At 62.8% G+C, this 20,888-nt stretch carries 20 protein-coding genes and 2 tRNA genes; 13 read left to right on the top strand and 9 right to left on the bottom strand.

What is annotated here, in order from left to right; genetic code table 11:
• Positions 1-248: 248 nt before the first annotated feature.
• The 8 genes from FH041_RS21075 to ychF all read left to right on the top strand — a co-directional run bounded on the left by FH041_RS21075 (position 249) and on the right by ychF (position 7,050).
• Positions 249-1,970 carry a tetratricopeptide repeat protein gene (locus tag FH041_RS21075; protein ID WP_027915449.1) on the top strand — a complete coding sequence of 574 codons (1,722 nt, stop codon included), beginning with the start codon at positions 249-251 and terminating at the stop codon, positions 1,968-1,970.
• Positions 1,971-1,974: 4 nt separating this feature from the next.
• Entirely contained in the window at positions 1,975-2,592 is a 618-nt protein-coding gene (lolB, locus tag FH041_RS21070) for a lipoprotein insertase outer membrane protein LolB (protein WP_104926525.1), read from the top strand.
• A gap of 4 nt (positions 2,593-2,596) precedes the next feature.
• Positions 2,597-3,457, top strand: coding sequence for a 4-(cytidine 5'-diphospho)-2-C-methyl-D-erythritol kinase (gene ispE, locus FH041_RS21065; protein WP_049695427.1), 861 nt, complete (start codon positions 2,597-2,599; stop codon positions 3,455-3,457).
• A 19-nt stretch (positions 3,458-3,476) separates the two neighbouring features.
• Positions 3,477-3,551, top strand: a tRNA-Gln gene (locus tag FH041_RS21060).
• 48 nt (positions 3,552-3,599) lie between these two features.
• Positions 3,600-4,541: a ribose-phosphate pyrophosphokinase gene (locus FH041_RS21055; RefSeq protein ID WP_003247410.1), complete on the top strand. Its 942-nt coding sequence runs from the start codon at positions 3,600-3,602 to the stop codon at positions 4,539-4,541.
• Positions 4,542-4,661: 120 nt separating this feature from the next.
• On the top strand, positions 4,662-5,261 hold the full coding sequence (locus FH041_RS21050; protein ID WP_140175020.1) for a 50S ribosomal protein L25/general stress protein Ctc: 600 nt from the start codon (positions 4,662-4,664) through the stop codon (positions 5,259-5,261).
• 79 nt (positions 5,262-5,340) lie between these two features.
• Complete coding sequence (pth, locus tag FH041_RS21045; protein ID WP_027915452.1) at positions 5,341-5,925, top strand: aminoacyl-tRNA hydrolase; 585 nt, start codon at positions 5,341-5,343, stop codon at positions 5,923-5,925.
• A 24-nt stretch (positions 5,926-5,949) separates the two neighbouring features.
• Positions 5,950-7,050, top strand: a complete 1,101-nt coding sequence (ychF, locus tag FH041_RS21040; RefSeq protein ID WP_027915453.1) for a redox-regulated ATPase YchF — start codon at positions 5,950-5,952, stop codon at positions 7,048-7,050.
• A 122-nt stretch (positions 7,051-7,172) separates the two neighbouring features.
• On the opposite strand, the gene FH041_RS21035 is transcribed toward ychF, so the two are convergent.
• Positions 7,173-8,633 carry an MFS transporter gene (locus FH041_RS21035; RefSeq protein WP_140175018.1) on the bottom strand — a complete coding sequence of 487 codons (1,461 nt, stop codon included), beginning with the start codon at positions 8,631-8,633 and terminating at the stop codon, positions 7,173-7,175.
• Positions 8,634-8,731: 98 nt separating this feature from the next.
• Here FH041_RS21035 and FH041_RS21030 point away from each other — a divergent pair, with 98 nt between their 5' ends.
• Entirely contained in the window at positions 8,732-9,532 is an 801-nt protein-coding gene (locus tag FH041_RS21030; RefSeq protein ID WP_028688100.1) for a helix-turn-helix transcriptional regulator, read from the top strand.
• A 1-nt stretch (position 9,533) separates the two neighbouring features.
• Here the strand turns inward: FH041_RS21030 and FH041_RS21025 are convergent, their stop codons facing one another.
• The 3 genes from FH041_RS21025 to FH041_RS21015 are packed head-to-tail and all read right to left on the bottom strand — an operon-like array spanning position 9,534 to position 13,723.
• Positions 9,534-11,951: a DUF3772 domain-containing protein gene (locus tag FH041_RS21025; RefSeq protein ID WP_140175016.1), complete on the bottom strand. Its 2,418-nt coding sequence runs from the start codon at positions 11,949-11,951 to the stop codon at positions 9,534-9,536.
• A 56-nt stretch (positions 11,952-12,007) separates the two neighbouring features.
• On the bottom strand, positions 12,008-13,063 hold the full coding sequence (gene ada / locus FH041_RS21020; RefSeq protein ID WP_028688098.1) for a bifunctional DNA-binding transcriptional regulator/O6-methylguanine-DNA methyltransferase Ada: 1,056 nt from the start codon (positions 13,061-13,063) through the stop codon (positions 12,008-12,010).
• Positions 13,064-13,099: 36 nt separating this feature from the next.
• Positions 13,100-13,723, bottom strand: coding sequence for a DNA-3-methyladenine glycosylase (locus FH041_RS21015; protein WP_028688097.1), 624 nt, complete (start codon positions 13,721-13,723; stop codon positions 13,100-13,102).
• A gap of 171 nt (positions 13,724-13,894) precedes the next feature.
• Here FH041_RS21015 and FH041_RS21010 point away from each other — a divergent pair, with 171 nt between their 5' ends.
• Both FH041_RS21010 and FH041_RS21005 read left to right on the top strand, forming a co-directional pair.
• A complete protein-coding gene (locus FH041_RS21010) occupies positions 13,895-14,410 on the top strand; it encodes a sigma-70 family RNA polymerase sigma factor (protein ID WP_027915459.1) in 516 nt (171 codons plus the stop codon).
• Positions 14,397-15,350: a FecR domain-containing protein gene (locus tag FH041_RS21005; protein WP_027915460.1), complete on the top strand. Its 954-nt coding sequence runs from the start codon at positions 14,397-14,399 to the stop codon at positions 15,348-15,350. Before FH041_RS21010 ends, FH041_RS21005 begins: the two co-directional genes overlap by 14 nt.
• Before the next feature lie 77 nt (positions 15,351-15,427).
• Here the strand turns inward: FH041_RS21005 and FH041_RS21000 are convergent, their stop codons facing one another.
• The 3 genes from FH041_RS21000 to FH041_RS20995 form a co-directional block, all read right to left on the bottom strand.
• Positions 15,428-16,588 (bottom strand): MFS transporter, encoded by a 1,161-nt coding sequence (locus tag FH041_RS21000; protein WP_028688096.1) that lies wholly within the window; start codon positions 16,586-16,588, stop codon positions 15,428-15,430.
• Positions 16,589-16,666: 78 nt separating this feature from the next.
• Positions 16,667-16,804, bottom strand: a complete 138-nt coding sequence (locus FH041_RS22835) for a hypothetical protein (protein ID WP_165919232.1) — start codon at positions 16,802-16,804, stop codon at positions 16,667-16,669.
• Between the two features lie 116 nt (positions 16,805-16,920).
• Complete coding sequence (locus FH041_RS20995; protein ID WP_028688095.1) at positions 16,921-18,135, bottom strand: MFS transporter; 1,215 nt, start codon at positions 18,133-18,135, stop codon at positions 16,921-16,923.
• Between the two features lie 314 nt (positions 18,136-18,449).
• On the opposite strand from FH041_RS20995, the gene FH041_RS20990 reads away from it, so the two are divergent.
• Positions 18,450-18,526, top strand: a tRNA-Met gene (locus FH041_RS20990).
• 82 nt (positions 18,527-18,608) lie between these two features.
• Here FH041_RS20990 and FH041_RS20985 read toward each other — a convergent pair.
• Positions 18,609-19,220: a LysE family translocator gene (locus FH041_RS20985; protein ID WP_028688094.1), complete on the bottom strand. Its 612-nt coding sequence runs from the start codon at positions 19,218-19,220 to the stop codon at positions 18,609-18,611.
• A gap of 177 nt (positions 19,221-19,397) precedes the next feature.
• On the opposite strand from FH041_RS20985, the gene FH041_RS20980 reads away from it, so the two are divergent.
• On the top strand, positions 19,398-20,315 hold the full coding sequence (locus FH041_RS20980) for a LysR substrate-binding domain-containing protein (protein ID WP_028688093.1): 918 nt from the start codon (positions 19,398-19,400) through the stop codon (positions 20,313-20,315).
• Here the strand turns inward: FH041_RS20980 and FH041_RS20975 are convergent.
• A complete protein-coding gene (locus FH041_RS20975) occupies positions 20,255-20,848 on the bottom strand; it encodes a D-Ala-D-Ala carboxypeptidase family metallohydrolase (protein WP_027915465.1) in 594 nt (197 codons plus the stop codon). The two genes, FH041_RS20980 and FH041_RS20975, sit on opposite strands and share 61 nt — an antisense overlap.
• Between the last annotated feature and the right edge of the window lie 40 nt (positions 20,849-20,888).

Here is a 20,888-nt window from a genome sequence, read left to right as displayed (position 1 = left end):
GGAACGACCCCTAACTCCGCACATCACGTTTTTCATGGCGCTTGGTTCTGCCATTTCCGACTTCCGAGGCCATAAAATTATAGGCAGGGGCTGGGTCATTGCGTCAGAAGCCCCTTCGAACCTCTCCCCCATCCCGCGGTCCCACTCTGCATCACCCAGCCTGTAAACCACGACCTTTGCAGGTGGGTTTGCCCTAACGCTTGTGTCATCATGCTCCCACCGCCGGTGAGTCCTTTTTAAAGCCCTCTATGAACAGACCCTACGCATTGCTGCTTGCCTTCGCCCTGCTCCAGGGTTGCCAGAGCCTGCCCGCGCACAAGGCCGAGCCGGCTGCCGCCGACGTCGGCAAACCCGAAGCCGAGAAGCCCATGGTGTACGGCTCGTTCAAGCAGGATACGCTCTATAACCTGTTGGTAGCCGAGCTCGCCGGGCAACGCAATCGCTTCGACATCGCCCTGGCCAACTACACCGACGAGGCCGCGCGAACCCAGGACCCAGGCGTCTCCGAGCGCGCCTACCGCATTGCCGAATACCTGGGCGCCGATGAACCGGCGCTAGACAACGCACTCATCTGGGCCCGCAACGACCCGCAGAACCTCGATGCGCAACGCGCCGCCGCCATCCAGCTGGCCCGCGCAGGCCGCTATGACGATGCCATGGCCTATATGGAAAAAGTCCTGCAAGGCCAGGGCGATACCCATTTCGATTTTCTGGCCCTGTCGGCTGCCGAAACCGACCAGAGCACACGCGACGGTCTGCTACAAAGCTTCGAACGCCTGTTGGCCAAGTACCCCGACAACGGTCAGTTGATCTTCGGCAAGGCCTTGCTGCTGAACCAGGACGGCAAGGCCGAAGAGGCGCTTGAGCTGCTCGAATCGCACGCGCCACAAAACGGCGAAATCGCACCCATCCTGCTGCGCGCTCGCTTGCTGCAAGCCCTGGACCGTGGCCCTGAAGCCCTCCCCCTGCTGCGCAAGGCGATTCGCGACAACCCCGACGACAAGCGCCTGCGGCTCACCTATGCCCGGACCTTGGTCGAACAGGACCGCATTGCCGACGCCAAGGGTGAATTCGTCAGCCTGGTCCAGCAGTATCCCGAGGACGATGAGCTGCGCTATTCCCTGGCGCTGGTGTGCCTTGAGAACAAGGAGTGGGACGAAGCCGAAGGCTACCTGCAGGAGTTGGTCGAACGCGACAGCAACACCGATGCCGCGCACTTGAACCTTGGCCGTATCCGCGAAGAGCGCCACGACCCGGCAGGTGCCCTGCGCCAATACGCCCTGGTAGGGCCAGGGCCCGATTACCTGGCCGCGCAGCTGCGCCAGGCCGATATCCTGATCGCCAACGGCCGCGGCACCGAAGCCTCTCGCCTGTTGGCCGAAGCCCGCGAGGCCCAGCCCGACTACGCGATTCAGCTTTTCCTGATCGAATCGGAAAGCTACAGCAATAACAACAAGGACGCCCAGGCCAGCCAGGTGCTGCAACAAGCCATCCAGCGCTACCCGGACGACCTCAACCTGCTCTACACCCGTGCCATGCTCGCCGAAAAGCGCGATGACCTTGCCCAGATGGAAAAGGACCTGCGCGCCATCATTGCCCGCGAGCCGGAAAACGCCATGGCCCTGAATGCCCTTGGTTATACCCTGGCCGACCGCACCACCCGCTACGCCGAAGCCCAGGCCCTGATCGACAAGGCTCATCAGCTGACCCCGGACGATCCGGCGGTGCTCGATAGCCTGGGCTGGGTGAACTATCGCCTGGGCAACCTCGACAAAGCAGAGGATTACCTGCGCCAGGCCTTCGCCAGCTTCCCCGACCATGAAGTCGCCGCCCACCTGGGCGAGGTGCTCTGGGCCAACGGCAAGCGGCGCGAAGCCCGCCAAGTGTGGGCCAAGGGCTTCGAAGCCCAGGCCGACAGCCCTGTGCTGCGCAAGACCCTCCTACGCCTGACCGGATCCGAGACCCTTTAAGACCATGCTATTGCGCCACTTCGTTACCTTCACCCTCATCGCCCTCCTGGCCGGCTGCGCCGGCACCGGCAGCCGCGAGGCCCTGCAGGGCCACGGCGACCCGCAGCAGTGGCGTGCCCACAAACAGCAGTTGAGCAGCCTCGACGGCTGGCAGATCAACGGCAAGGTGGGCATCCGTGCCCCACGCGACTCAGGCAGTGGCACCCTGTTCTGGCTGCAGCGCCAGGACTATTTCGACATTCGCCTGGCCGGGCCACTGGGCCGTGGGGCCGCACGCCTGACCGGCCGGCCTGACGCCGTGGTGCTGGAAGTGGCTAACCAGGGCCGCTACGAAGCCACCAGCCCCGAAGCGCTGCTGGAAGAACAACTGGGTTGGAAGCTGCCCGTTTCCCACCTGGTCTGGTGGGTGCGCGGCCTGCCAGCACCGGATACCAAGAGCAAGCTGACCCTCGACGGCGACAGCCGCCTGGCCAGCCTCGAACAGGACGGCTGGCAGGTCGAGTACCTGAGCTATGCCGAGCACAACGGTTACTGGCTGCCCGAACGCCTCAAGCTACACGGCAAGGACCTGGACGTGACCCTGGTGGTCAAGGACTGGCAGCCCCGCCAGCTAGGACACTGAGTCGATGCAAGCGCTCACCCTGCCCGCGCCGGCCAAGCTGAACCTGTGGCTGCACATCATTGGCCGCCGTGCCGATGGCTACCACGAACTCGAAACGGTCTTCCAGTTTCTCGACCACGGTGACGAGCTGAGCTTCGCCGTGCGGGAAGACGGTGTCATCCGCCTGCACAGCGACCTCGATACCGTGCCCCATGACAGCAACCTGATCGTGCGTGCCGCTCGCCAGCTGCAGGCGCAATCGGGCACGCCCCTGGGCGCGGACATCTGGCTGAACAAGGTGCTGCCGATGGGCGGCGGCATCGGCGGCGGCAGCTCGGATGCCGCCACCACCCTGCTTGGCCTTGCTCACTTGTGGCAGCTGGAGTGGGATGAAGATCGCCTGGCGGCCCTGGGCCTCGGCCTGGGTGCCGATGTCCCGGTATTCGTGCGCGGGCATGCCGCCTTTGCCCAGGGGGTGGGCGAACAGCTCACGCCGGTCGATCCGGAACAGCCGTGGTATGTGGTGCTGGTTCCGCAAGTGTCTGTAAGCACAGCAGAAATTTTTTCACATCCGCAGTTGACACGTGATTCTCTCCCCCTTAAGATGCGCCCCGTTCCCAAGGGAAACAGTCGAAATGACTGCCAACCGGTGGTAGAGCAGAATTACCCGGAAGTTCGCAACGCGCTGAATTCGCTGGGGAAGTTCACAGAGGCTCGACTAACCGGAACTGGAAGTTGTGTGTTTGGGGCCTTCCCAAGCAAAGCCGAAGCTGATAAAGTTCTGGCCCTTCTTTCAGCGACCCAAACAGGGTTTGTGGCGAAAGGAAGCAATATTTCGATGTTGCATCGCAAGCTGCAAAGTCTGGTCAAGAAGTCGAGTGCCTAGCGCTCGCAGCAACAGATACAGGGGCGTCGCCAAGCGGTAAGGCAGCAGGTTTTGATCCTGCCATGCGTTGGTTCGAATCCAGCCGCCCCTGCCATTTTCCTTATACTCATCCAGGTATACCCTCAGCCTTCAGGTACTGCGCGTGTCCAAGATGATGGTCTTTACGGGGAACGCTAACCCCGATCTGGCTCGGCGTGTCGTACGTCAGCTGCATATCCCTCTCGGTGACGTCTCTGTCGGTAAATTCTCCGACGGCGAAATCAGCACTGAGATCAATGAAAATGTCCGCGGTAAAGACGTCTTCATTATTCAGCCGACCTGTGCACCGACCAACGATAACCTGATGGAACTGGTAGTGATGGCCGACGCCTTCCGCCGCTCCTCAGCTTCCCGAATCACCGCCGTGATTCCTTACTTCGGATACGCCCGCCAGGACCGCCGTCCGCGTTCGGCACGTGTAGCCATCAGCGCCAAAGTCGTCGCTGACATGCTCACTGTCGTGGGTATCGACCGTGTACTCACCGTCGACCTGCACGCTGACCAGATCCAGGGTTTCTTCGATATCCCGGTCGACAACATCTACGGCTCGCCCGTACTGGTCGACGATATCGAAGACCAGCGTTTCGAGAACCTGATGATCGTCTCCCCGGACATCGGTGGTGTCGTGCGCGCACGCGCTGTCGCCAAGTCCCTGGGTGTCGACCTGGGTATCATCGACAAACGCCGTGAAAAGGCCAATCACTCCGAAGTGATGCACATCATCGGCGACGTCGAAGGGCGCACCTGCATCCTGGTAGACGACATGGTCGACACCGCCGGCACCCTGTGCCATGCGGCCAAAGCCCTGAAAGAGCACGGCGCTGCCAAGGTTTACGCCTATTGCACGCACCCTGTCCTGTCGGGCCGCGCGATCGAGAACATCGAGAAGTCGGTATTGGACGAGCTGGTGGTGACCAACACCGTTCCACTGTCCGCCGCTGCTCAAGCCTGTGACCGTATCCGCCAGTTGGATATCGCACCGGTTGTCGCCGAAGCGGTTCGCCGCATCAGCAACGAAGAATCGATCAGCGCGATGTTCCGCTAAGCGGAACGCACGCTGACGAAAAGCGCCCCGCCCCAGCACATCCGCTGGGGCGGGGCTTTTTTGCCATCCCCGTTGGCGCTGGTCGCAAACGCCCTCGGGGGGCTATTTTGGAGAAACAAAATGACTGATTTCAATCTGAACGCCCAAGTGCGTACTGACCTGGGGAAAGGTGCGAGCCGCCGCCTGCGTCACTCCGCCAGCATCCCAGCCGTAGTCTACGGTGGTGATAAAGAAGCTCAATCCCTGACCATCGTGGCCAAGGAAATCACCAAGCTGTTCGAAAACGAAGCTGCCTTCAGCCACGTCATCGAACTGAACGTTGACGGCGTCAAGCAGAACGTCATCATCAAGGCCATGCAACGCCACCCGGCCAAGCAGTTCATCATGCACGCCGACTTCATCCGCGTCGTTGCCGGCCAGAAACTGACCGCCAAGGTACCGGTTCACTTCATCAACGAAGAAGGCCCGGTCAAGAAAGGCGGCGAAGTTTCGCACGTTGAGTCGGAGCTGGAAGTTTCCTGCGAAGCCAAAGACCTGCCTGAGTTCATCGAGGTCGACCTGGCCAATGCTGAAATCGGCACCATCATCCACCTGTCGGACCTGAAAGCGCCTAAAGGCGTAGAGTTCGTCGCTCTGGCCCACGGTGATGACAAAGCAGTTGCCAACGTTCACGCCCCACGCGTGTCCGCTGAAGCTGAGGAAGAAGGCGCTGCCGAGTAATCCACTCGCACGCCGGCGTTGATCGGGTTACAGTGCCGCGCGCCCTGTAACCCACCAACTCCAAGGAAGAGCCCCTGACGTGACCGCCATCCAGTTGATCGTCGGCCTGGGTAACCCCGGCCCCGAATACGAACAGACCCGGCATAACGCAGGGGCTCTTTTCGTTGAACGCATTGCCAGCGCCCAGCGCATCTCGCTGACCGTTGACAAGAAATATTTCGGCCTGACGGCTAAGTTCAGCCATCAGGGTAACGATGTTCGCCTGCTGATCCCCACCACCTACATGAACCGTAGCGGCCAGTCCGTGGCGGCGTTGGCCAATTTCTTCCGGATCAAGCCGGAGGCCATACTGGTGGCGCATGACGAACTCGACCTGCCTCCCGGCGTTGCCAAGCTCAAGCGCGGCGGCGGCCATGGTGGGCACAACGGCCTGCGCGACATCATCGCGCAGCTCGGCAACCAGAACGACTTCCATCGCCTGCGGCTCGGTATTGGCCATCCAGGTGATGCCAAGCTGGTCTCCAACTTCGTCCTGGGCCGCGCACCGCGTGCCGAGCAGGAGAAGCTCGACGCCAGCATCGACTTTGCCCTCGGTGTGCTGCCGGACGTGCTCGCTGGCGACTTCGCCAAGGCGATGCGCGAGCTGCACAGCCAGAAGGCCTGATTTCCTTTAGAGAGGGGAATACCCATGGGTTTCAATTGCGGCATCGTCGGCCTGCCCAACGTCGGCAAGTCCACCCTGTTCAACGCCCTGACCAAGTCTGGCATCGCGGCAGAGAACTTCCCTTTCTGCACCATCGAGCCGAACAGCGGTATCGTGCCCATGCCCGATGCGCGCCTCAATGCGCTGGCTGAAATCGTCAAGCCCAACCGCATTCTGCCCACCACCATGGAATTCGTCGACATTGCAGGCCTGGTGGCCGGTGCTTCGAAAGGCGAAGGCCTGGGCAACAAGTTCCTCGCCAACATCCGCGAAACCGACGCCATCGCCCACGTGGTGCGCTGCTTCGAAGACGAGAACGTGATTCACGTTTCCAACAGCGTCGATCCCAAGCGCGACATCGAGATCATCGACCTCGAACTGATCTTTGCCGACCTCGACAGCTGCGAAAAGCAGTTGCAGAAAGTGGCCCGCAACGCCAAGGGTGGCGACAAGGAAGCCCTGGCGCAGAAGGCCATTCTGGAACAGCTGATCCCGCACTTCACCGAAGGCAAGCCAGCGCGCAGCCTGATGAAGAACATGAGCGCCGACGAAAAGGCCCTGATCCGCAGCTTCCACCTGCTGACCAGCAAGCCGGTGATGTACATCGCCAACGTCGCCGAGGACGGTTTCGAGAGCAACCCGCACCTGGACGTAGTGAAGGCCATCGCCGAAGAAGAAGGCGCTGTGGTCGTACCGGTGTGCAACAAGATCGAAGCGGAAATCGCCGAGCTGGACGACGGTGAGGAAAAGGACATGTTCCTCGAGGCCTTGGGCCTGGAAGAACCTGGCCTGAACCGTGTAATCCGTGCCGGTTACGAGTTGCTGAACCTGCAGACCTACTTCACGGCCGGCGTGCAGGAAGTACGTGCCTGGACCGTGCGCGTAGGCGCCACCGCCCCACAAGCGGCCGGGGTGATCCACACCGACTTCGAGAAAGGCTTCATCCGTGCCGAAGTCGTGGCCTATGACGATTTCATCCAGTACAAGGGTGAGAGCGGCGCCAAGGAAGCCGGCAAGTGGCGTCTGGAAGGCAAGGATTACATCGTCAAAGATGGCGACGTGATGCACTTCCGCTTCAACGTCTGATCCGCTGACAACCACGGCGTAAACAAGCAGGAGCGTTCAGTAGCCCAATCGAGGGCCTGCCGAACGCTCCTGTTTTTATTCAAGCCCGGAAAAAGCAAGAGCATGGCACCGGTGCATTGTGCCTACTCACCTCCCCCAGACCGCTGCTCGCCTGCCAGCATCACCAGCAAGGCGATCACCATCACTGCGGCACCCAGGTTGTAGAGCATGCCAGCCACAAACCCATGCACATACTGACCGGCCTGAACGAATGAGCCCTCCGCCCCTGGCAGGGCCGCCACGAAGAAAATCCCAACTACGGCCACCCCCAGCGCCGCACCGACCTGCTGCACGGTTGAGATCACGCCCGAGGCCATGCCCGCTTTCGCTTCGTCAACCAAGGCCAGCACCAGGTTGAGCAAAGGGGTCATCACCAACCCCTGGCCCGCCCCCACCACGATCAGTACCGGGATCAGCCGAACGGCTACCAACTGCGCGCCTGCCGTCTGCACCTGGGCAATGAGCAACCCGATCGATAGGGCATACAGCAATGCCCCTGCCACGATGGCACGTATTCCCCAGCGCGCAACCAGCCGCGGGGCAGCGAGCGATGCCAGCACGAAACCAACACTGCAGGGTGCGAAGATGCTGCCGGCCCTGAAGGGATCCAGACCCAGCCCGCTTTGCATCAACAAGGCGAAACACAGAAAGAAGGAACTGGATGTGGAATAGACCACCAGCACCAGTAGCGCACCCAGTGCAAAGCGACGCTGCGCCAGCAGTTGCATATCCACCAATGGCAAGTTGCCGGTCGCTCGTCGCCGTTCCTGCTGTCGCTTGAACAGCGCGAGCAAGGCCAGTGCCAGGCCGAGCGCGCAGAAACTCCAGGCAGGCCACCCCTGCCCCGGTCCTTCGATCAGCGGCACAAGCAGCAATGCCAGGCCCAGGCTGACCAGCGCCACGCCTGCCCAGTCCAGGTCCGGGCGCTGGGGGGCGCGACTCTCGGGGATGTAGCGCGCCGCCACGATGGCCAGCAACCCAATAGGCACATTGATCAGAAAGATGCTGCGCCAGCCTGATCCGAACAGGTCAGCATGCACCATCCAGCCGCCCAGCACCTGCCCCGCTATGGCAGCCAGCCCCAGCGTCATCCCCAGCAAGCCGAACGCGCGACGGCTGTCCTGGGCATCGAAGTTGACCCGGATCGAAGCATAGACCTGAGGGAACAACAGCGCGGCGGCCAGCCCCTGTACAACCCGCGCACTGATCAGAAAAGCAGCACTGGGCGCCAGGCCGCATAACGCCGATGCCACGGTAAACCCTGCCATACCGACGATGAACAACCGGCGACGGCCAAATACGTCCCCCAAGCGCCCCCCGGTAATAAGCAACACGCCGAACGCCAGCTCATAGCCGGCCACGATGAAACCGATTTGCGCGAAGCTTGCATTCAACCCGGTCTGCAGACTCGGGATGGCGACGTTGACCACGAACAGGTCGAAGATCGTCACGAAGCCTGCCAGCAAAAGTACCGACAGACCTACCCACGGCGGGCTTCCAAGGCGATGTGTAGGCGTTAATGGGAGAGGAGTATTGGCGTTCATCGTGCCTTTCCAGAATTTAGACACAGGCATTCTGGGATGGCCCGTAACCCATTACAATTTAACCGTTTATGCTATTACTCAAAGCAACGAGACACGCCATGCGAACGCTGCAACGTACACGATCCGATCTGGCCGACTTCCTGCGCTCGCGGCGCGAGCGCCTGTCGCCCGAGGACGTCGGTTTGCCAAGCGGCGGCCGCCGGCGCACACCTGGGCTTCGACGCGAAGAGGTTGCCGCGCTCGCGGGTGTCGGACTGACCTGGTACACCTGGCTGGAGCAGGGCCGCGACATCGGCGTGTCGGCCAGTTTTCTGGACAACCTGGCGCGGGTATTGAAACTCGATGCCGCCGAGCGTCGCCATCTGTTCCTGTTGGCACATGCCCGTCCACCCGCTGAGCCAGGCAAGACCTGGTGTGTCTTGCCGTCGCTGGTACGGCGTTTGATGCACGACCTGCCGCACGCGGCCTTCGTCCTCAACCTGCGCTGGGATGTGCTGGGGTTCAATGGGCCGGCCGACGCACTGTTCGGGTTCGCCGCGCACCCGCCTGAGCGGCGCAATCTGCTCTGGCTGCTGTTCACCGACCCAACAGTGCATGGGCGCTTGCACGACTGGGACAGCCAGGCCCCGCTGATGCTGGCAAGCTTTCGCCGCGACTTTGCCCGGGCCACGCAAGAGGCCGATATCCACGCGTTGGTGGACGAACTGGAGCACGTCTCGCCAGCCTTCAAGGCCGGCTGGCGCACCCACGACGTGCACGCGCCCTGCAGCGGTGTGCGCCAACTGGTCATTGATGGGCAGGCCCAGCCGTTCGAGCATACCTCGCTGACCGTCGATGAAGACCGGCACCTTCGGCTGGTGGTGTACGCACGTCAAGATGGGCTGCCAGGCAGCCCATAGGTCACGCGTCTTTTTCAGCGTCGTCCAGGCGTTGCCCGTCCTGCAGCAGCACCATGCTCTGCGGCGCCGACAGGGCGATACCGTCATCGCGCAGGCGCCCCAGTATGGTGAACAGCAGGTCACTGCGGGCCCCGCCCACCAACCGCGGTCCTGCCACATAACCGCTGACGCCAATTACCATGCCCGCATTGGTCAGGTCCTTGAACGACACCGATGGCGCCGGTGCTTCGAGGATGGCCTCGTGCTCCTGGAAGGCGGTCAGCAGCAGCTCACGGACCCGGTTGGCGTCAGTGTCCAGGGGCAAGGTCAGGGTAATACCCACCACACCCAGGGCATTACCCATGGTCACGTTGCGCACGTTCTGGGAGATGAACTGCGAGTTGGGCACGATCACAGTGGAGCGGTCCGACATCTGGATCTCGGTGGCGCGCACATTGATACGACGGATATCTCCCTCGACACCCGCCAAGCTCACCCAGTCGCCCACCTTGACCGGGCGTTCGGTGAGCAGGATCAGGCCGGAGATGAAGTTCTGCACGATCTGCTGCAGACCGAAACCAATACCGACCGACAAGGCACTCACCACCCAGGTCAGGCTGGTGAGGTTAATGTGCAGGGTCGACATCACCAGCATGGCCAGGAAGAGGAAGCCCAGGTAACCCACCAGGGTGACCAGCGAGGCGCGCATGCCGGCGTCCATGTCGGTTTCCGGCAGCAGGCGTTCACTCAACCAGCGCTTGACCACACGAATGGCCAGCATCCCGCCAGCCAGGATGCCGAGGGCCAGCACGATGTCCTGGGGCACGATGTTCAGGTTGCCGAGCAGCTTGCCGCCCGTGCCGTCCCAGTCCCCCAGGCTCAGCAACAGTTCACTGGGGCTGGTGCCCGACGGCATCAAAGTCAGCAGCAGGGCCAGAATCACCACGACGGTGCGGCCAATGCCGGCCAGCACCGTGCTCGCCTGCGCCTGGTGCCGTGGTGCCAGGCCCAGCGTGGACGCCAGCGCCAGGCCACCCGGTTGGCGAGGCGAGAGCAGCATTTCGCACAGATCACTCAGGAACGTCGTGAGCAAGTAGGCGCACGTGACGACCAGGCTGACCCACAGCAGCTTGGCGGTCAGGTAATAGGCCAGGGTCAGGTAGCCGGTGATCAGTGATAGCAGGATCGCAGCCAGCCACACCACCATCACGAACGGGATCAAACCGGCCAGGCCCGTCGCCCGGTCAATGCCATGCCGACGCCGAGCACGGCGGTAGGCCATCAGGGCGCCGGCGAAAATCAACGCCACCACCAGAGCGGTAAGACCATTGACCGCCACGGTCAGGGCCAGGCTGACGCCGATCACACTGTTGACCCGCTCCAGGGTCATCATCACCATCAAGGCCAGTGCCAGCACCTTGGGGAACCAGCCCAGGGCCTCGGCCACTTCATCCGCAATCGCCGGCAAACGCCAGGAGGGGCGCTGTAACATCAATAGTGCCCGGCCAAGGCCGGTAATGAAGGCACTGAACACCACCAGGGCAAGGATGTGGTCGGTCAGGCTGGCCAGATCCGAACCCAGTTGCGCACTGCTTTCAACGCCCCAGCGCAGCAACGATACCGAGCCGGCAATGGTGCCCAGGGTCGCCAGGCTTACGCCCACGGCCAAGGCACTGCGACGCAAGCGCCCCTCTGGCAACCAGCGCACCATGGACCTGGCCAACAGCCGCTCCAGCAACCCTCGCACCAGGGTCCATACCAGGATCGAGGCGATCAGGCTGGCGAAGAAGAGCCAGCGGTGTTCGGCGCTCAGGGCACTGTCGAGCGCATCCGTGATCTCGCCACGCAGGTCATGCAGCCGTGCAACGTCGTCCTGGGTCGGGCGGATCATGCTCTGCCAGAACGCAGGGCTCAACGGCGACGCTGCCCGGCTGGATATCTGCGAGTTGAACAGGCTGCGGCGCAGGTTGACGATCTGCGTGGACAGGTCCCGCGCCGACTGGGTCAGCTTGGTGGCCTGGTCCTGCTGGGCCATCAGGGTTTTCTTCTCGGCCTCCAGCGCCTTGCGCTGCTGGGTCAAGGGCGCAGGCTCGTCCGGCTGCGCCGGGCCGATGACTTTCAACTGGTCATCCACCTTCTGCGCATCGGCTGCACGCTGGGTGCTCAAGGCATCGGCCTGGCGCTGGACCTGCACGGCCGCCATGCGCAATTGCGCCAGCAGGTCATCGTTGGCGTCACTGGTGACGCCCTGGCGAATCTGGTCCAGCCGGTCGCTGAGCTGGTCAACGGTCGCGGTTTCGTCCAGTGCCGGTGCGTCGGCGGCAGCCTGCGCCGTCGCCGCAGGGGCCGGCGCCGACCAGGCTGGGTTGGACGCTGCCACGATCAGCGCCAGCAACAGCATCAGGCTGTGACTAAAGCGGGCAAGGCTGACACGCCTCATCGAACATTCCTCTTTGCAATTCGATCTGGCAAGCGATTCTACGCCGCTTCGGGCCTTCAGGAGAGGGCTGTTTCGCGTGCCAACAATTGCCGTTTGCGCTCGATCCCCCAGCGGTAGCCACTGATGTCGCCGTCCCGGCGCACCACCCGGTGGCACGGAATGGCCACGGCAATACGGTTGGCCGCGCAGGCCTTGGCCACTGCCCGCACCGCCGTGGGGGCGCCTATGCGCTGGGCGATGTCACTGTAGCTGACCCGGCAGCCGGCAGGTACTTCACGCAGCGCCTGCCACACGCGCTCCTGAAAGACGGTGCCCTGCACATCCAGCGGCAGGTCCAGACCGAGCGCCGGCGCCTCGACGAACCCGATGACCTGCGCCACGACCCGTTCGTACTCGGCATCGGCACCCACCAGCTCGGCGTTGCAGAACTGGTCTTCCAGGGCGTGCACCAGCGCCTCGGGCTCATCGCCAAGCAAGATCGCGCAGATGCCCTTTTCGCTCTGGGCGACCAGGATGGCACCTAGCGAGCACTGGCCCACGGCGAAGCGGATGGTCACCCCGGCGCCACCTGCGCGAAACTGCCGTGGTGGCATGCCCAGGCGCTGCTCGGCGCCGGCATAGAAGCGGCTGCTGGAATTGTAGCCCGCCTCGAAAATGGCATCGGTGACCGAGCCCTGCCCCTGCCCCAGGCTGGTCCTGAGGCGTTGGGCGCGGAAGGCCTCGGCATAGGCCTTGGGGGTAAGGCCGGTTTGCGCCTTGAACAGCCTATGTAAATGGAACGGGCTGACGGCCAGGCGCTCGCCCAACTGCGCCAGGCTGGGCGGTAGATCGCACGCCTCGATCAGGCGACAGGCACTGCTGACCAGGCGCCGCGTACGCGCCGACATGGCAGGCGGGCCCGCGCAGCGCTTGCAGGCGCGGTAGCCTGCTGCCTCGGCCAATGCCGGGGACTCGAAGAACTCCAGATTGTTACGCAGGGGCAGCCTGGCCTTGCAGCCTGGATAACAGTAGATACCGGTGGTGCGCACGGCATAGACGAAATGGTCCGCCGCCTCGGCAACACGCGCCGCGACGGCCTGCCAGCGCTGCTCGGGAGTGGTATAGGTTGTCATGTTCATCTTCCGGGCTAAGTGCAGTTCGGCAGGCGCTCAGGTCCGCCACAAGTACCAGGCAGCGATGGTGCGATAGGGTCGCCAGGCGGCGCCCAACGCGCGCATCTGTGCAGGCGTCGGCGCTTTTTCCATAGCCTTGAGCCGCCGATAGCCCTCGCGTACGCCAAAGTCGTCGACCGGCAGCACATCCAGACGCTCCAGGCTGTAGATCAGCAGCATCTCAACCGTCCATCGCCCGACCCCACGCAGGGTCACCAGGCGCTCGATCAATTCGTCGTCGGTCATGCCCAGGGCCTGCTCGCGGGTTGGCACGACACCGTCCAGGCGACCTTGGGCAATGCCCAGCACCGTGCCCAGCTTGCTGGCCGAAAAGCCGCAGCTGCGCAAGGCGGCAGGGTCCGCTGCCAGCAGTTGGGTGGGCGTGGGGAAAACCCCTGGCCCAAACAGCGCCAGCAGTCGTCCAAGGATGGCGTCGCCTGCACGGGCGTGCAGTTGCTGGTAAGCGACCGACCTCACCAGTGCCTCGAAGGGTTCGCGCCCCGGAGTAGTACGGTGGCGGCAGGGGCCGACGGCGGCGATGTGCCGTGCCCAGTCCGCATCCAGCCCACTCAGGTACTCGGCCGCTTGCCGGTAGGCGACAGGTTCGGCGTCGATCAACATTGAAGCGGCTCCATCGACCAGAGGAGATGCCAGCTTAACCCAGCCACTCATCGGCCGACTGCCAGATCTTGCGCAAGTAATTCCTGAGGGAGCATTGCTCGCCACAGCCCTACCCGCATAGAATTGAGAACCATTCACAATCACACCTGACAGGAACCGACCGTGGCGACGATGCAGCTTCCCGACACGCTCAAACCGACCGAGGTCGCCCTGCTCTACCAATCCCACCATGCGTGGTTGCGCGGCTGGCTGCGCAGTCGCGTCGGTTGCAGCGAACATGCAGCCGACCTGGCCCAGGACACCTTCGTGCGGCTGTTGCGCGCCCGGCAGACCTCGCCTTTGAAAGAGCCTCGCGCCTACCTCAGCAGCATCGCCCGTGGCCTGATGATCGACCAGTTTCGTCGCCGGGCGCTGGAGCGGGCCTACCAGGACAGCCTGGCACATCTACCCGAAACCGACATCCCGAGCGAAGAACACAGGCTGGTCATCCTCGATAGCCTGGAGCGGCTCGACCGTGCCCTGCACCAGCTCAAGCCGCGTGCTCGCCAGGCCTTTCTGCATGCGCAACTGGACGGGCTGAGCATCATCCAGATCAGCTTGCTGCTAGGCGTTTCGAAAGCGACCGTGGAGCGCGACCTGGCCAAGGCGCTCAAGACTTGCTACCGGTTGCGTTATGCCGACGCCTGACCAAGCACCGGCCCAGGCCCGTGTCGACCAGGCCATCGACTGGTTGGTCAGGCTACGCTTCGGCAGCCCCGGCCCGGATGCCCAGGCGCAGTTCCAACGGTGGTTGTCCTTGCACCCTCACAATGGGTTGGCCTGGCAGCGCGTCAGCAACCTGGGCGATGAGCTCGCCGGGCTGCCCAAGGACCTCAGCCGTCGTACCCTCCAAGGCAGCGAACGCCAAGGCATCAGCCGGCGCGACCAGCTCAAGCTGGGGGCCTTGCTGGTGGTCGGCAGCGGCCTTGGGTGGATGGCGCGTGAGCCGCTGGGCCTGCCAGAGCTGCTGGCCGACAGTGCCACGGCCACCGGCGAGCGCCGACAACTGCAAGGCAGCGATGGCAGCCGCATCCAACTGAACACCGCCAGTGCCATCGACCTGCGTTTCACGGCGGGCCAACGCCGCCTGGCGCTTCTGCGCGGTGAAGTCAGCCTGGACAGCAACCCTGCCGACAAGCGCCCGTTCTTCATCAATACCCGAGTGGCCACCCTGCGCACCCTCGACGGGCAACTGCTGGTGCGCCAGAGCGATCATGACTTACTGGTGGCGGTGCGCCGGGGCGAAGCCACGGTGATGACCGGTGCCACGCCAGTGCGGGTACATTCCGGCGAGACCTTGCGCGTGCAGGCCAATGGAGGCCATCAGGCCATCACGCCGCCCAGTGACCCTTGGGGCTGGACGGAAGGTGTACTCAGCGTTCGGCAAATGCCGCTGGCGGATTTCGTCGCCGAGCTAAACCGATACCGCCCCGGCCTGCTGCGCTGCGCGCCAGCGGTGGCGAACCTCAAGGTTTCCGGGACCTACCAGCTGGCCGACACCAATCAGATCCTGCAGCTACTGGCCCGCAGCCTGCCGGTGCGTATCGATTACCACACCCGGTATTGGGTCAACATCGATGCCGCTTAGGTCTCGGCATGGCCGTCAGGGGCGCCAGTTGGCAATCACTTGGGTAACCTGCAAGGCCGTTCCTGCACGGAAGTCTGCTAGTTTTCAGAGGGTGTGCACGACGGCTGCTCACGCCGATGAGACTGCCGTGCAAAGCACACGAACAGACCGGCCATCAATGCCAGCGCCATGGGCAGCCCGTGGGGCGCGACGTCCATGGCGGCACCGCTGATCAGCGGCCCTACCAGGCTGCCGACGCCCCACAACAGCCCGACGCTGGCATTGGCGGTGACCAGGTCCTGCCCTTTGAAACGCTGGCCTATCAGCACCAGCGCCAGGGTATAGATACCGCCCGCGACCGCGCCCAACACCACCAGCAACGGCCACAACAGCCACGTCATGTTCAGCAACCAGGGCAACCCTATGCCAATGGCCATGGCTACTACCCCGCACGCCAGGTGCAGGCCAGTGCGCTCGATGCGGTCGGCAAGCCAGCCCAGCGGCAGTTGGAACAGCATGTCCCCTGCGAACACCACGGTCACCATCAGTGCCGCCACGCCCACGGCAAATCCGTGGCTGCTGGCATACACCGGCAAGAGCGAGAGCACCACCGCATCGAAAAACGAGAAGAACAGCACGGCCACGCACAGGGCCGGGGCCACGCGGAAGAAGCCGGCCAGTCCGAAGCTCTTGTCGTCTTCAGCGTGCAGCACCCGGTCATTGGGAACCGTTACCACAATGCACGCCAACGCCAGGCCATAGCAGGCCGTGACCACGCCAGTGATCCATGGGCTGTGGGCACCGAGCACCGCCAGCATCGCCGGTCCAAGCACCTGGAAACCGGTAAAGCTGGTGGCGTAGAGGGCCATGATCTTGCCGCGGTTATGTTCCTGGCACAGTTCGTTGACCCACGATTCCCCGAGAATGATCGCGATACCCATGCCAAGGCCCAACGCCAGGCGCAAGACCGCCAGCCCCCACAACGAGGCGAATGCAGGCTCCAGCAGGCCGATGCTGAGCGTGCACAGGCTGAAACACAGCAAATAGAGCGTGCGTCGCTTGAAATACCGGCAACAGGCATCCACCAGGAATGCCGACAGCATCATGCCGGCCGCGGGGATGGCGGAAATCATCCCGATTTCGAGGGTGCCTGCGCCAGCCTCGTGCAGACGCAACGACACCAGCGGCAGGGTCGCGCCCAGGCTGAATCCCACGACCGAAACGGCGAACAGCAAGCCCGCCAGCAAACGCATGTTCATGAACCACTCCCAGCAAACCGATAAGACGTGCAGACAAAAACGCACCCACCAGCACGGCGGACGCTGTTCAAATGCTGATCAGTTCAGGTGTGGCGAGAAGGTGAAGGCAAACAGGACGCTGCGGCGGCGCTTGAGCACGGTGTCACTCGGCCAGGCACGGCGCAGCCCATCCAGGGCAGGCTGACGGCAACAGGGCAAGGACTGGAAACGGCGCATTGCTTTGGCTACTACGCAGAAAGTGAGCAAGAGGCGGCACTCTAGGCCAGAGCAGGCGATACCGTCAATCGCCCCAGTGACTGTGGCGTCAAGGGGCATCCCTGCCCCGTTGATCATCAGCGCTTGCCAGTGCTCGGCAGCAATACCGCCAGCACCCCGAACAGGGGCAGGAACGAGCAAAGCCCGTACACGTATTCGATACCGCGCAAGTCAGCCACATAGCCCAGCAATGCCGCGCCGATGCCGCCAAAGCCGAACATCAGGCCAAAGAAGATGCCCGCGATCATGCCTACGCTACCGGGCACCAGTTCCTGGGCATACACCACGATGGCCGAGAATGCCGAGGCCAGGATAAAGCCGATCACCACGCTCAGTACCGTCGTCCAGAACAGGTCCGCGTAGGGCAGTGCCAGGGTGAACGGTGCCACACCCAGAATCGAGAACCAGATCACCGCCTTGCGCCCGATGCGATCGCCGATGGGCCCGCCAAAGAAGGTGCCCGCCGCTACCGCGCCCAGGAACAGGAACAGGTGCAACTGGGAACTGGCGACCGAAACGCCGAACTTCTCGATCAGGTAGAAGGTGAAGTAGCTGGTGAAGCTCGCCATGTAGAAGTACTTGGAAAACACCAGCAGCCCCAGCACCACCAGCGCGGCAACCACGCGTGCGCGGGAGATGCCATGGGTAGCCTGTACGGCCTTGCGCGCCTTGGCCTTGCTCAGGTGCTCGATGTACCAGCGGCGCAGCATCAGGGTCACGGCGAGAAAGAACAGTGCAGCCACGCCAAACCAGGCGACGTGGGTTTGCCCGAACGGAATGACGATGGCCGCTGCGAGCAACGGACCCAGGGCAGACCCAGTGTTGCCGCCTACCTGGAAAGTCGATTGCGCCAGGCCAAAGCGGCCTCCGGAGGCCAATCGCGCAATACGCGAGGTTTCGGGGTGGAATGTCGAAGAGCCGATGCCCACCAGGGCCGAGGCGAGCAGAATCATCGGGAAGCTGCCGACGAATGCCAGCAGCACGATACCGATCAGCGTGCACACCGTGCCCATGGGCAGCAGATTGGGCGTGGGCCGGCGGTCGGTGAAAAAGCCTACCCAGGGTTGCAGCAGCGACGCGGTGATCTGGAATGTCAGGGTGATCATGCCGATCTGGGCGAAGCTCAAGTCGTAATTGGCCTTGAGCATCGGGTAGATGGCCGGCAGCACCGACTGGATCAGGTCATTGATCAGGTGCGCCAAGGCGCAGAAGCCGATGATGCGCATCACCAGCGGTGTAGCGGTGCTCGCCTGCGCTTGAGTGGACGCCGGGGCGGCGCTGGGGATGGCCATGGCCTGGATCTCCGTCGGAAAGCTGGGCTCCGATTATCGGGATACAAATAGATACATAGCTACCTTTTTTTCCAGATCCAGTCTGGCAGCCATTTTCCCAGGCCTGTGGTGGGCGTCAGATAGGATCAAGCGGATGCGCGGTACGAAGAGGTAAAGGCCGTAACTGCAGCTGATCACCCCTACGATTCGGGCTTTTCAGAGGATGGATAACACTACGCATCACGCGATCGATCGCTAAGTTTTTGAAAGCGTGTAAATTTTTTTTATAAATCGTGTTGACAGGGGGGCCGTTCAAGAGAATAATGCGCGCCATCGGCTACATAGCTCAGTTGGTTAGAGCATAGCATTCATAATGCTGGGGTCCGGGGTTCAAGTCCCTGTGTAGCCACCAAACAAGACGAAGGGCTTACCGCAAGGTAAGCCCTTTTTCTTTGCCTGCCAGAAAGTCAGGCGGTTTTCGGCAGCCGGTGCAATCAACCCACACTGCTCATCGCCACCATCAGCCCCAGCGCAATGAGTGCCACCCCGATCACCCGGTCTGCGATGATTTGCCGCTCGATCATTGCCTTGCGCAATACGGTGTTGGAAAAAAACACAGCGACCAAGCTGAACCACGCCCAGTGCGCAAGCGACATGAATGCGCCGTAGGCCAGGTTGAGCCACAGCGGGCTGCCCTGCTCCACCACCTGGCTGAACGCACTGATGACGAACAGCATGGTCTTGGGGTTCAGGCAATTGGTCAAAAACCCGGTGCGCAGCGCTTGCAGCGCCCCGCCTGCAGCACCTTTGTCGTCAAGACGCACGCGCACAGTGTTGGTCAAGGACCGATAGCCCAGGTACAGCAGGTAGCACGCACCAACGGCCTTCATGCACAAGAACAGTGTCGGGCTTTGAGTCACGATGATCGATAGCCCGAGCACGGTGTACAGCACATGCACCTGAACCCCAAGGCCAATACCCACGGCAGCGGCCAGGCCAGCAATGCGCCCTTGCGCATAACTGCATCGGGTGACCATTGCAAAGTCGGCGCCGGGGCTGATGACCGCTAGCAGGGTGAACAAGGCGACAGCGAAGATTTCAGTCATTCATGGACTCTCGATAGGCGATGAACATGCACAGGTCAGGCATTATCGAACGCTTATCAGGCGCCTAAAAACGATTTAAAGTGCGTGAAATCGGTGAGTTTTCATCGTGCTTCATCACGCGTATCGGCTGGTTTTTCCTTACGCGCATACCGCACCCATCAGGAATCCATCCCTGCCATGAAGCTTCCACCCCTGGCCGCCTTGCGCTACTTCGACGTCGCAGCCACCACCCAAAGCTTCATCCGCGCAGCCGAGTGCCTGCACGTCACCCATGGCGCCGTCAGCCGCCAGGTGCGCTTGCTCGAGGAAAGCCTGGAGGTGGCGCTGTTCGAACGACGCAATCGCGCCGTGTTCCTGACTTCGGCGGGGCGAGCACTGCATGCCACGACCCAAGCCATCTTCGAACAGCTCGAAAGCACGGTGCAGCGGCTCAAGGACAGCGATGACAATCCGGTGTTGGTCGTCTCCTGCGAGCCCACCATCGCCATGCGCTGGCTGATCCCGCGCCTGCCGCGTCTTAACGCTGCCCACCCTGATCTTCAATTGCAGCTGGTGGCCGCAGGCGGCCCGCTGGACTTCGCCCGCACAGGCGTCGACATCGCTATCCGCCGCGACGACTTTCATTGGGGCATGACGCTGCATCAGCAGAAGATCTGTGACGAGTGGATTGGCCCTGTGGGGCGTCCGCCATTGTCGCCGAAGCTGCAAGGCCATCGACAGTTGCACAGTGCGACCCGCCCCGACGCCTGGGCCACTTGGCTGCGGCTTACAGGTGAGACAGCCATCGCGGGCGAGCGTAGCGACTTCGAGCACTTTTACCTGTCGATTCAGGCGGCCAGCGCAGGGCTGGGGGTCGCGATGGCATCCGCCTTGATGGTGCGTGACGAACTCGATACAGGGCAGTTACAGGCGCCCCTGGGCTTTGTACGCGATGGCTCGGCCTACCACCTGTTGAGCCCCTGCCCTCTGAATGATGCAGGCAAGCGCCAGCGGTTTGCCGAATGGGTGAAACAGGAATGCCAGGGCTGCCTGACTCACCTGGGCTTGCTGCAAAAGGATGACGCCGCGCTGCCATCGCCGCCCCAGGTGCGGTAGCCGGCCGTGTCCAGGTGGATGCGACCGCTCGGGTAGCGGCCAAGGCCCATGCCCCATGCCTGGCCGTGCTGCTGCCAGAACCGGCACAGCGGGTTGGGGTCGGCCCAAGGCGCCAGCAGGACATCCACGGCGAATGCTTGTGTATGCGCGCTGCCGATCGCCCCGCCGGCACAGCGGTTGAGGCCCGGGTCACGGTAGGCGGAGACCACTTCGAAATCGGGTAAGGCCCCTTGCTCACCCAGTGTTCGGAGCAACGACAGCGTAGCGCGCACAGCCGGCCAATGTTGCTTGGGCGGCACGGCAAACGGTGAAGCCCGGCACACTTTCCAGTCCGAGGCCGAGCGCAGGAGCTGATGAATCGGCACAACACCGTACAAACGTGCCTGCACGAGCATGTCGCGAAAAGGCCGCGTCGGGTGGTCACCTGCCCACTGGGCGAACATCCACAGGTCGCGCTCATCGGCCACGGCCCCGCTGGGCACTGAATTTACCGCCAGCAGCAGCGCGGCGACCACACTCCGTTTCTTCGACATGGCCCACCCCTGCACGTCATGGCAGCGGCACCCTGCCGCT

The sequence above is a fragment of the Pseudomonas sp. SWI7 genome (assembly GCF_006351945.1).
GTDB classification, from domain to species: Bacteria; Pseudomonadota; Gammaproteobacteria; order Pseudomonadales; family Pseudomonadaceae; genus Aquipseudomonas; species Aquipseudomonas fulva.
The sequence above is the reverse complement of the archived record's forward strand: the minus strand, read 5'-3'. Positions and strand labels throughout refer to the sequence as shown.

What these genes read in the sequence shown, in the direction of transcription:
- FH041_RS21075 (WP_027915449.1), top strand. Translation starts at nt 249, where the DNA reads ATGAACAGACCCTACGCATTGCTGCTTGCCTTCGCCCTGCTCCAGGGT.
- lolB (WP_104926525.1), top strand. Translation starts at nt 1,975, where the DNA reads ATGCTATTGCGCCACTTCGTTACCTTCACCCTCATCGCCCTCCTGGCC.
- ispE (WP_049695427.1), top strand. Translation starts at nt 2,597, where the DNA reads ATGCAAGCGCTCACCCTGCCCGCGCCGGCCAAGCTGAACCTGTGGCTG.
- FH041_RS21050 (WP_140175020.1), top strand. Translation starts at nt 4,662, where the DNA reads ATGACTGATTTCAATCTGAACGCCCAAGTGCGTACTGACCTGGGGAAA.
- ychF (WP_027915453.1), top strand. Translation starts at nt 5,950, where the DNA reads ATGGGTTTCAATTGCGGCATCGTCGGCCTGCCCAACGTCGGCAAGTCC.
- FH041_RS21035 (WP_140175018.1), bottom strand. Translation starts at nt 8,633, where the DNA reads ATGAACGCCAATACTCCTCTCCCATTAACGCCTACACATCGCCTTGGA.
- FH041_RS21030 (WP_028688100.1), top strand. Translation starts at nt 8,732, where the DNA reads ATGCGAACGCTGCAACGTACACGATCCGATCTGGCCGACTTCCTGCGC.
- FH041_RS21025 (WP_140175016.1), bottom strand. Translation starts at nt 11,951, where the DNA reads ATGAGGCGTGTCAGCCTTGCCCGCTTTAGTCACAGCCTGATGCTGTTG.
- ada (WP_028688098.1), bottom strand. Translation starts at nt 13,063, where the DNA reads ATGACAACCTATACCACTCCCGAGCAGCGCTGGCAGGCCGTCGCGGCG.
- FH041_RS21015 (WP_028688097.1), bottom strand. Translation starts at nt 13,723, where the DNA reads ATGTTGATCGACGCCGAACCTGTCGCCTACCGGCAAGCGGCCGAGTAC.
- FH041_RS21010 (WP_027915459.1), top strand. Translation starts at nt 13,895, where the DNA reads ATGCAGCTTCCCGACACGCTCAAACCGACCGAGGTCGCCCTGCTCTAC.
- FH041_RS21005 (WP_027915460.1), top strand. Translation starts at nt 14,397, where the DNA reads ATGCCGACGCCTGACCAAGCACCGGCCCAGGCCCGTGTCGACCAGGCC.
- FH041_RS21000 (WP_028688096.1), bottom strand. Translation starts at nt 16,588, where the DNA reads ATGAACATGCGTTTGCTGGCGGGCTTGCTGTTCGCCGTTTCGGTCGTG.
- FH041_RS22835 (WP_165919232.1), bottom strand. Translation starts at nt 16,804, where the DNA reads ATGCGCCGTTTCCAGTCCTTGCCCTGTTGCCGTCAGCCTGCCCTGGAT.
- FH041_RS20995 (WP_028688095.1), bottom strand. Translation starts at nt 18,135, where the DNA reads ATGGCCATCCCCAGCGCCGCCCCGGCGTCCACTCAAGCGCAGGCGAGC.
- FH041_RS20985 (WP_028688094.1), bottom strand. Translation starts at nt 19,220, where the DNA reads ATGACTGAAATCTTCGCTGTCGCCTTGTTCACCCTGCTAGCGGTCATC.
- FH041_RS20980 (WP_028688093.1), top strand. Translation starts at nt 19,398, where the DNA reads ATGAAGCTTCCACCCCTGGCCGCCTTGCGCTACTTCGACGTCGCAGCC.
- FH041_RS20975 (WP_027915465.1), bottom strand. Translation starts at nt 20,848, where the DNA reads ATGTCGAAGAAACGGAGTGTGGTCGCCGCGCTGCTGCTGGCGGTAAAT.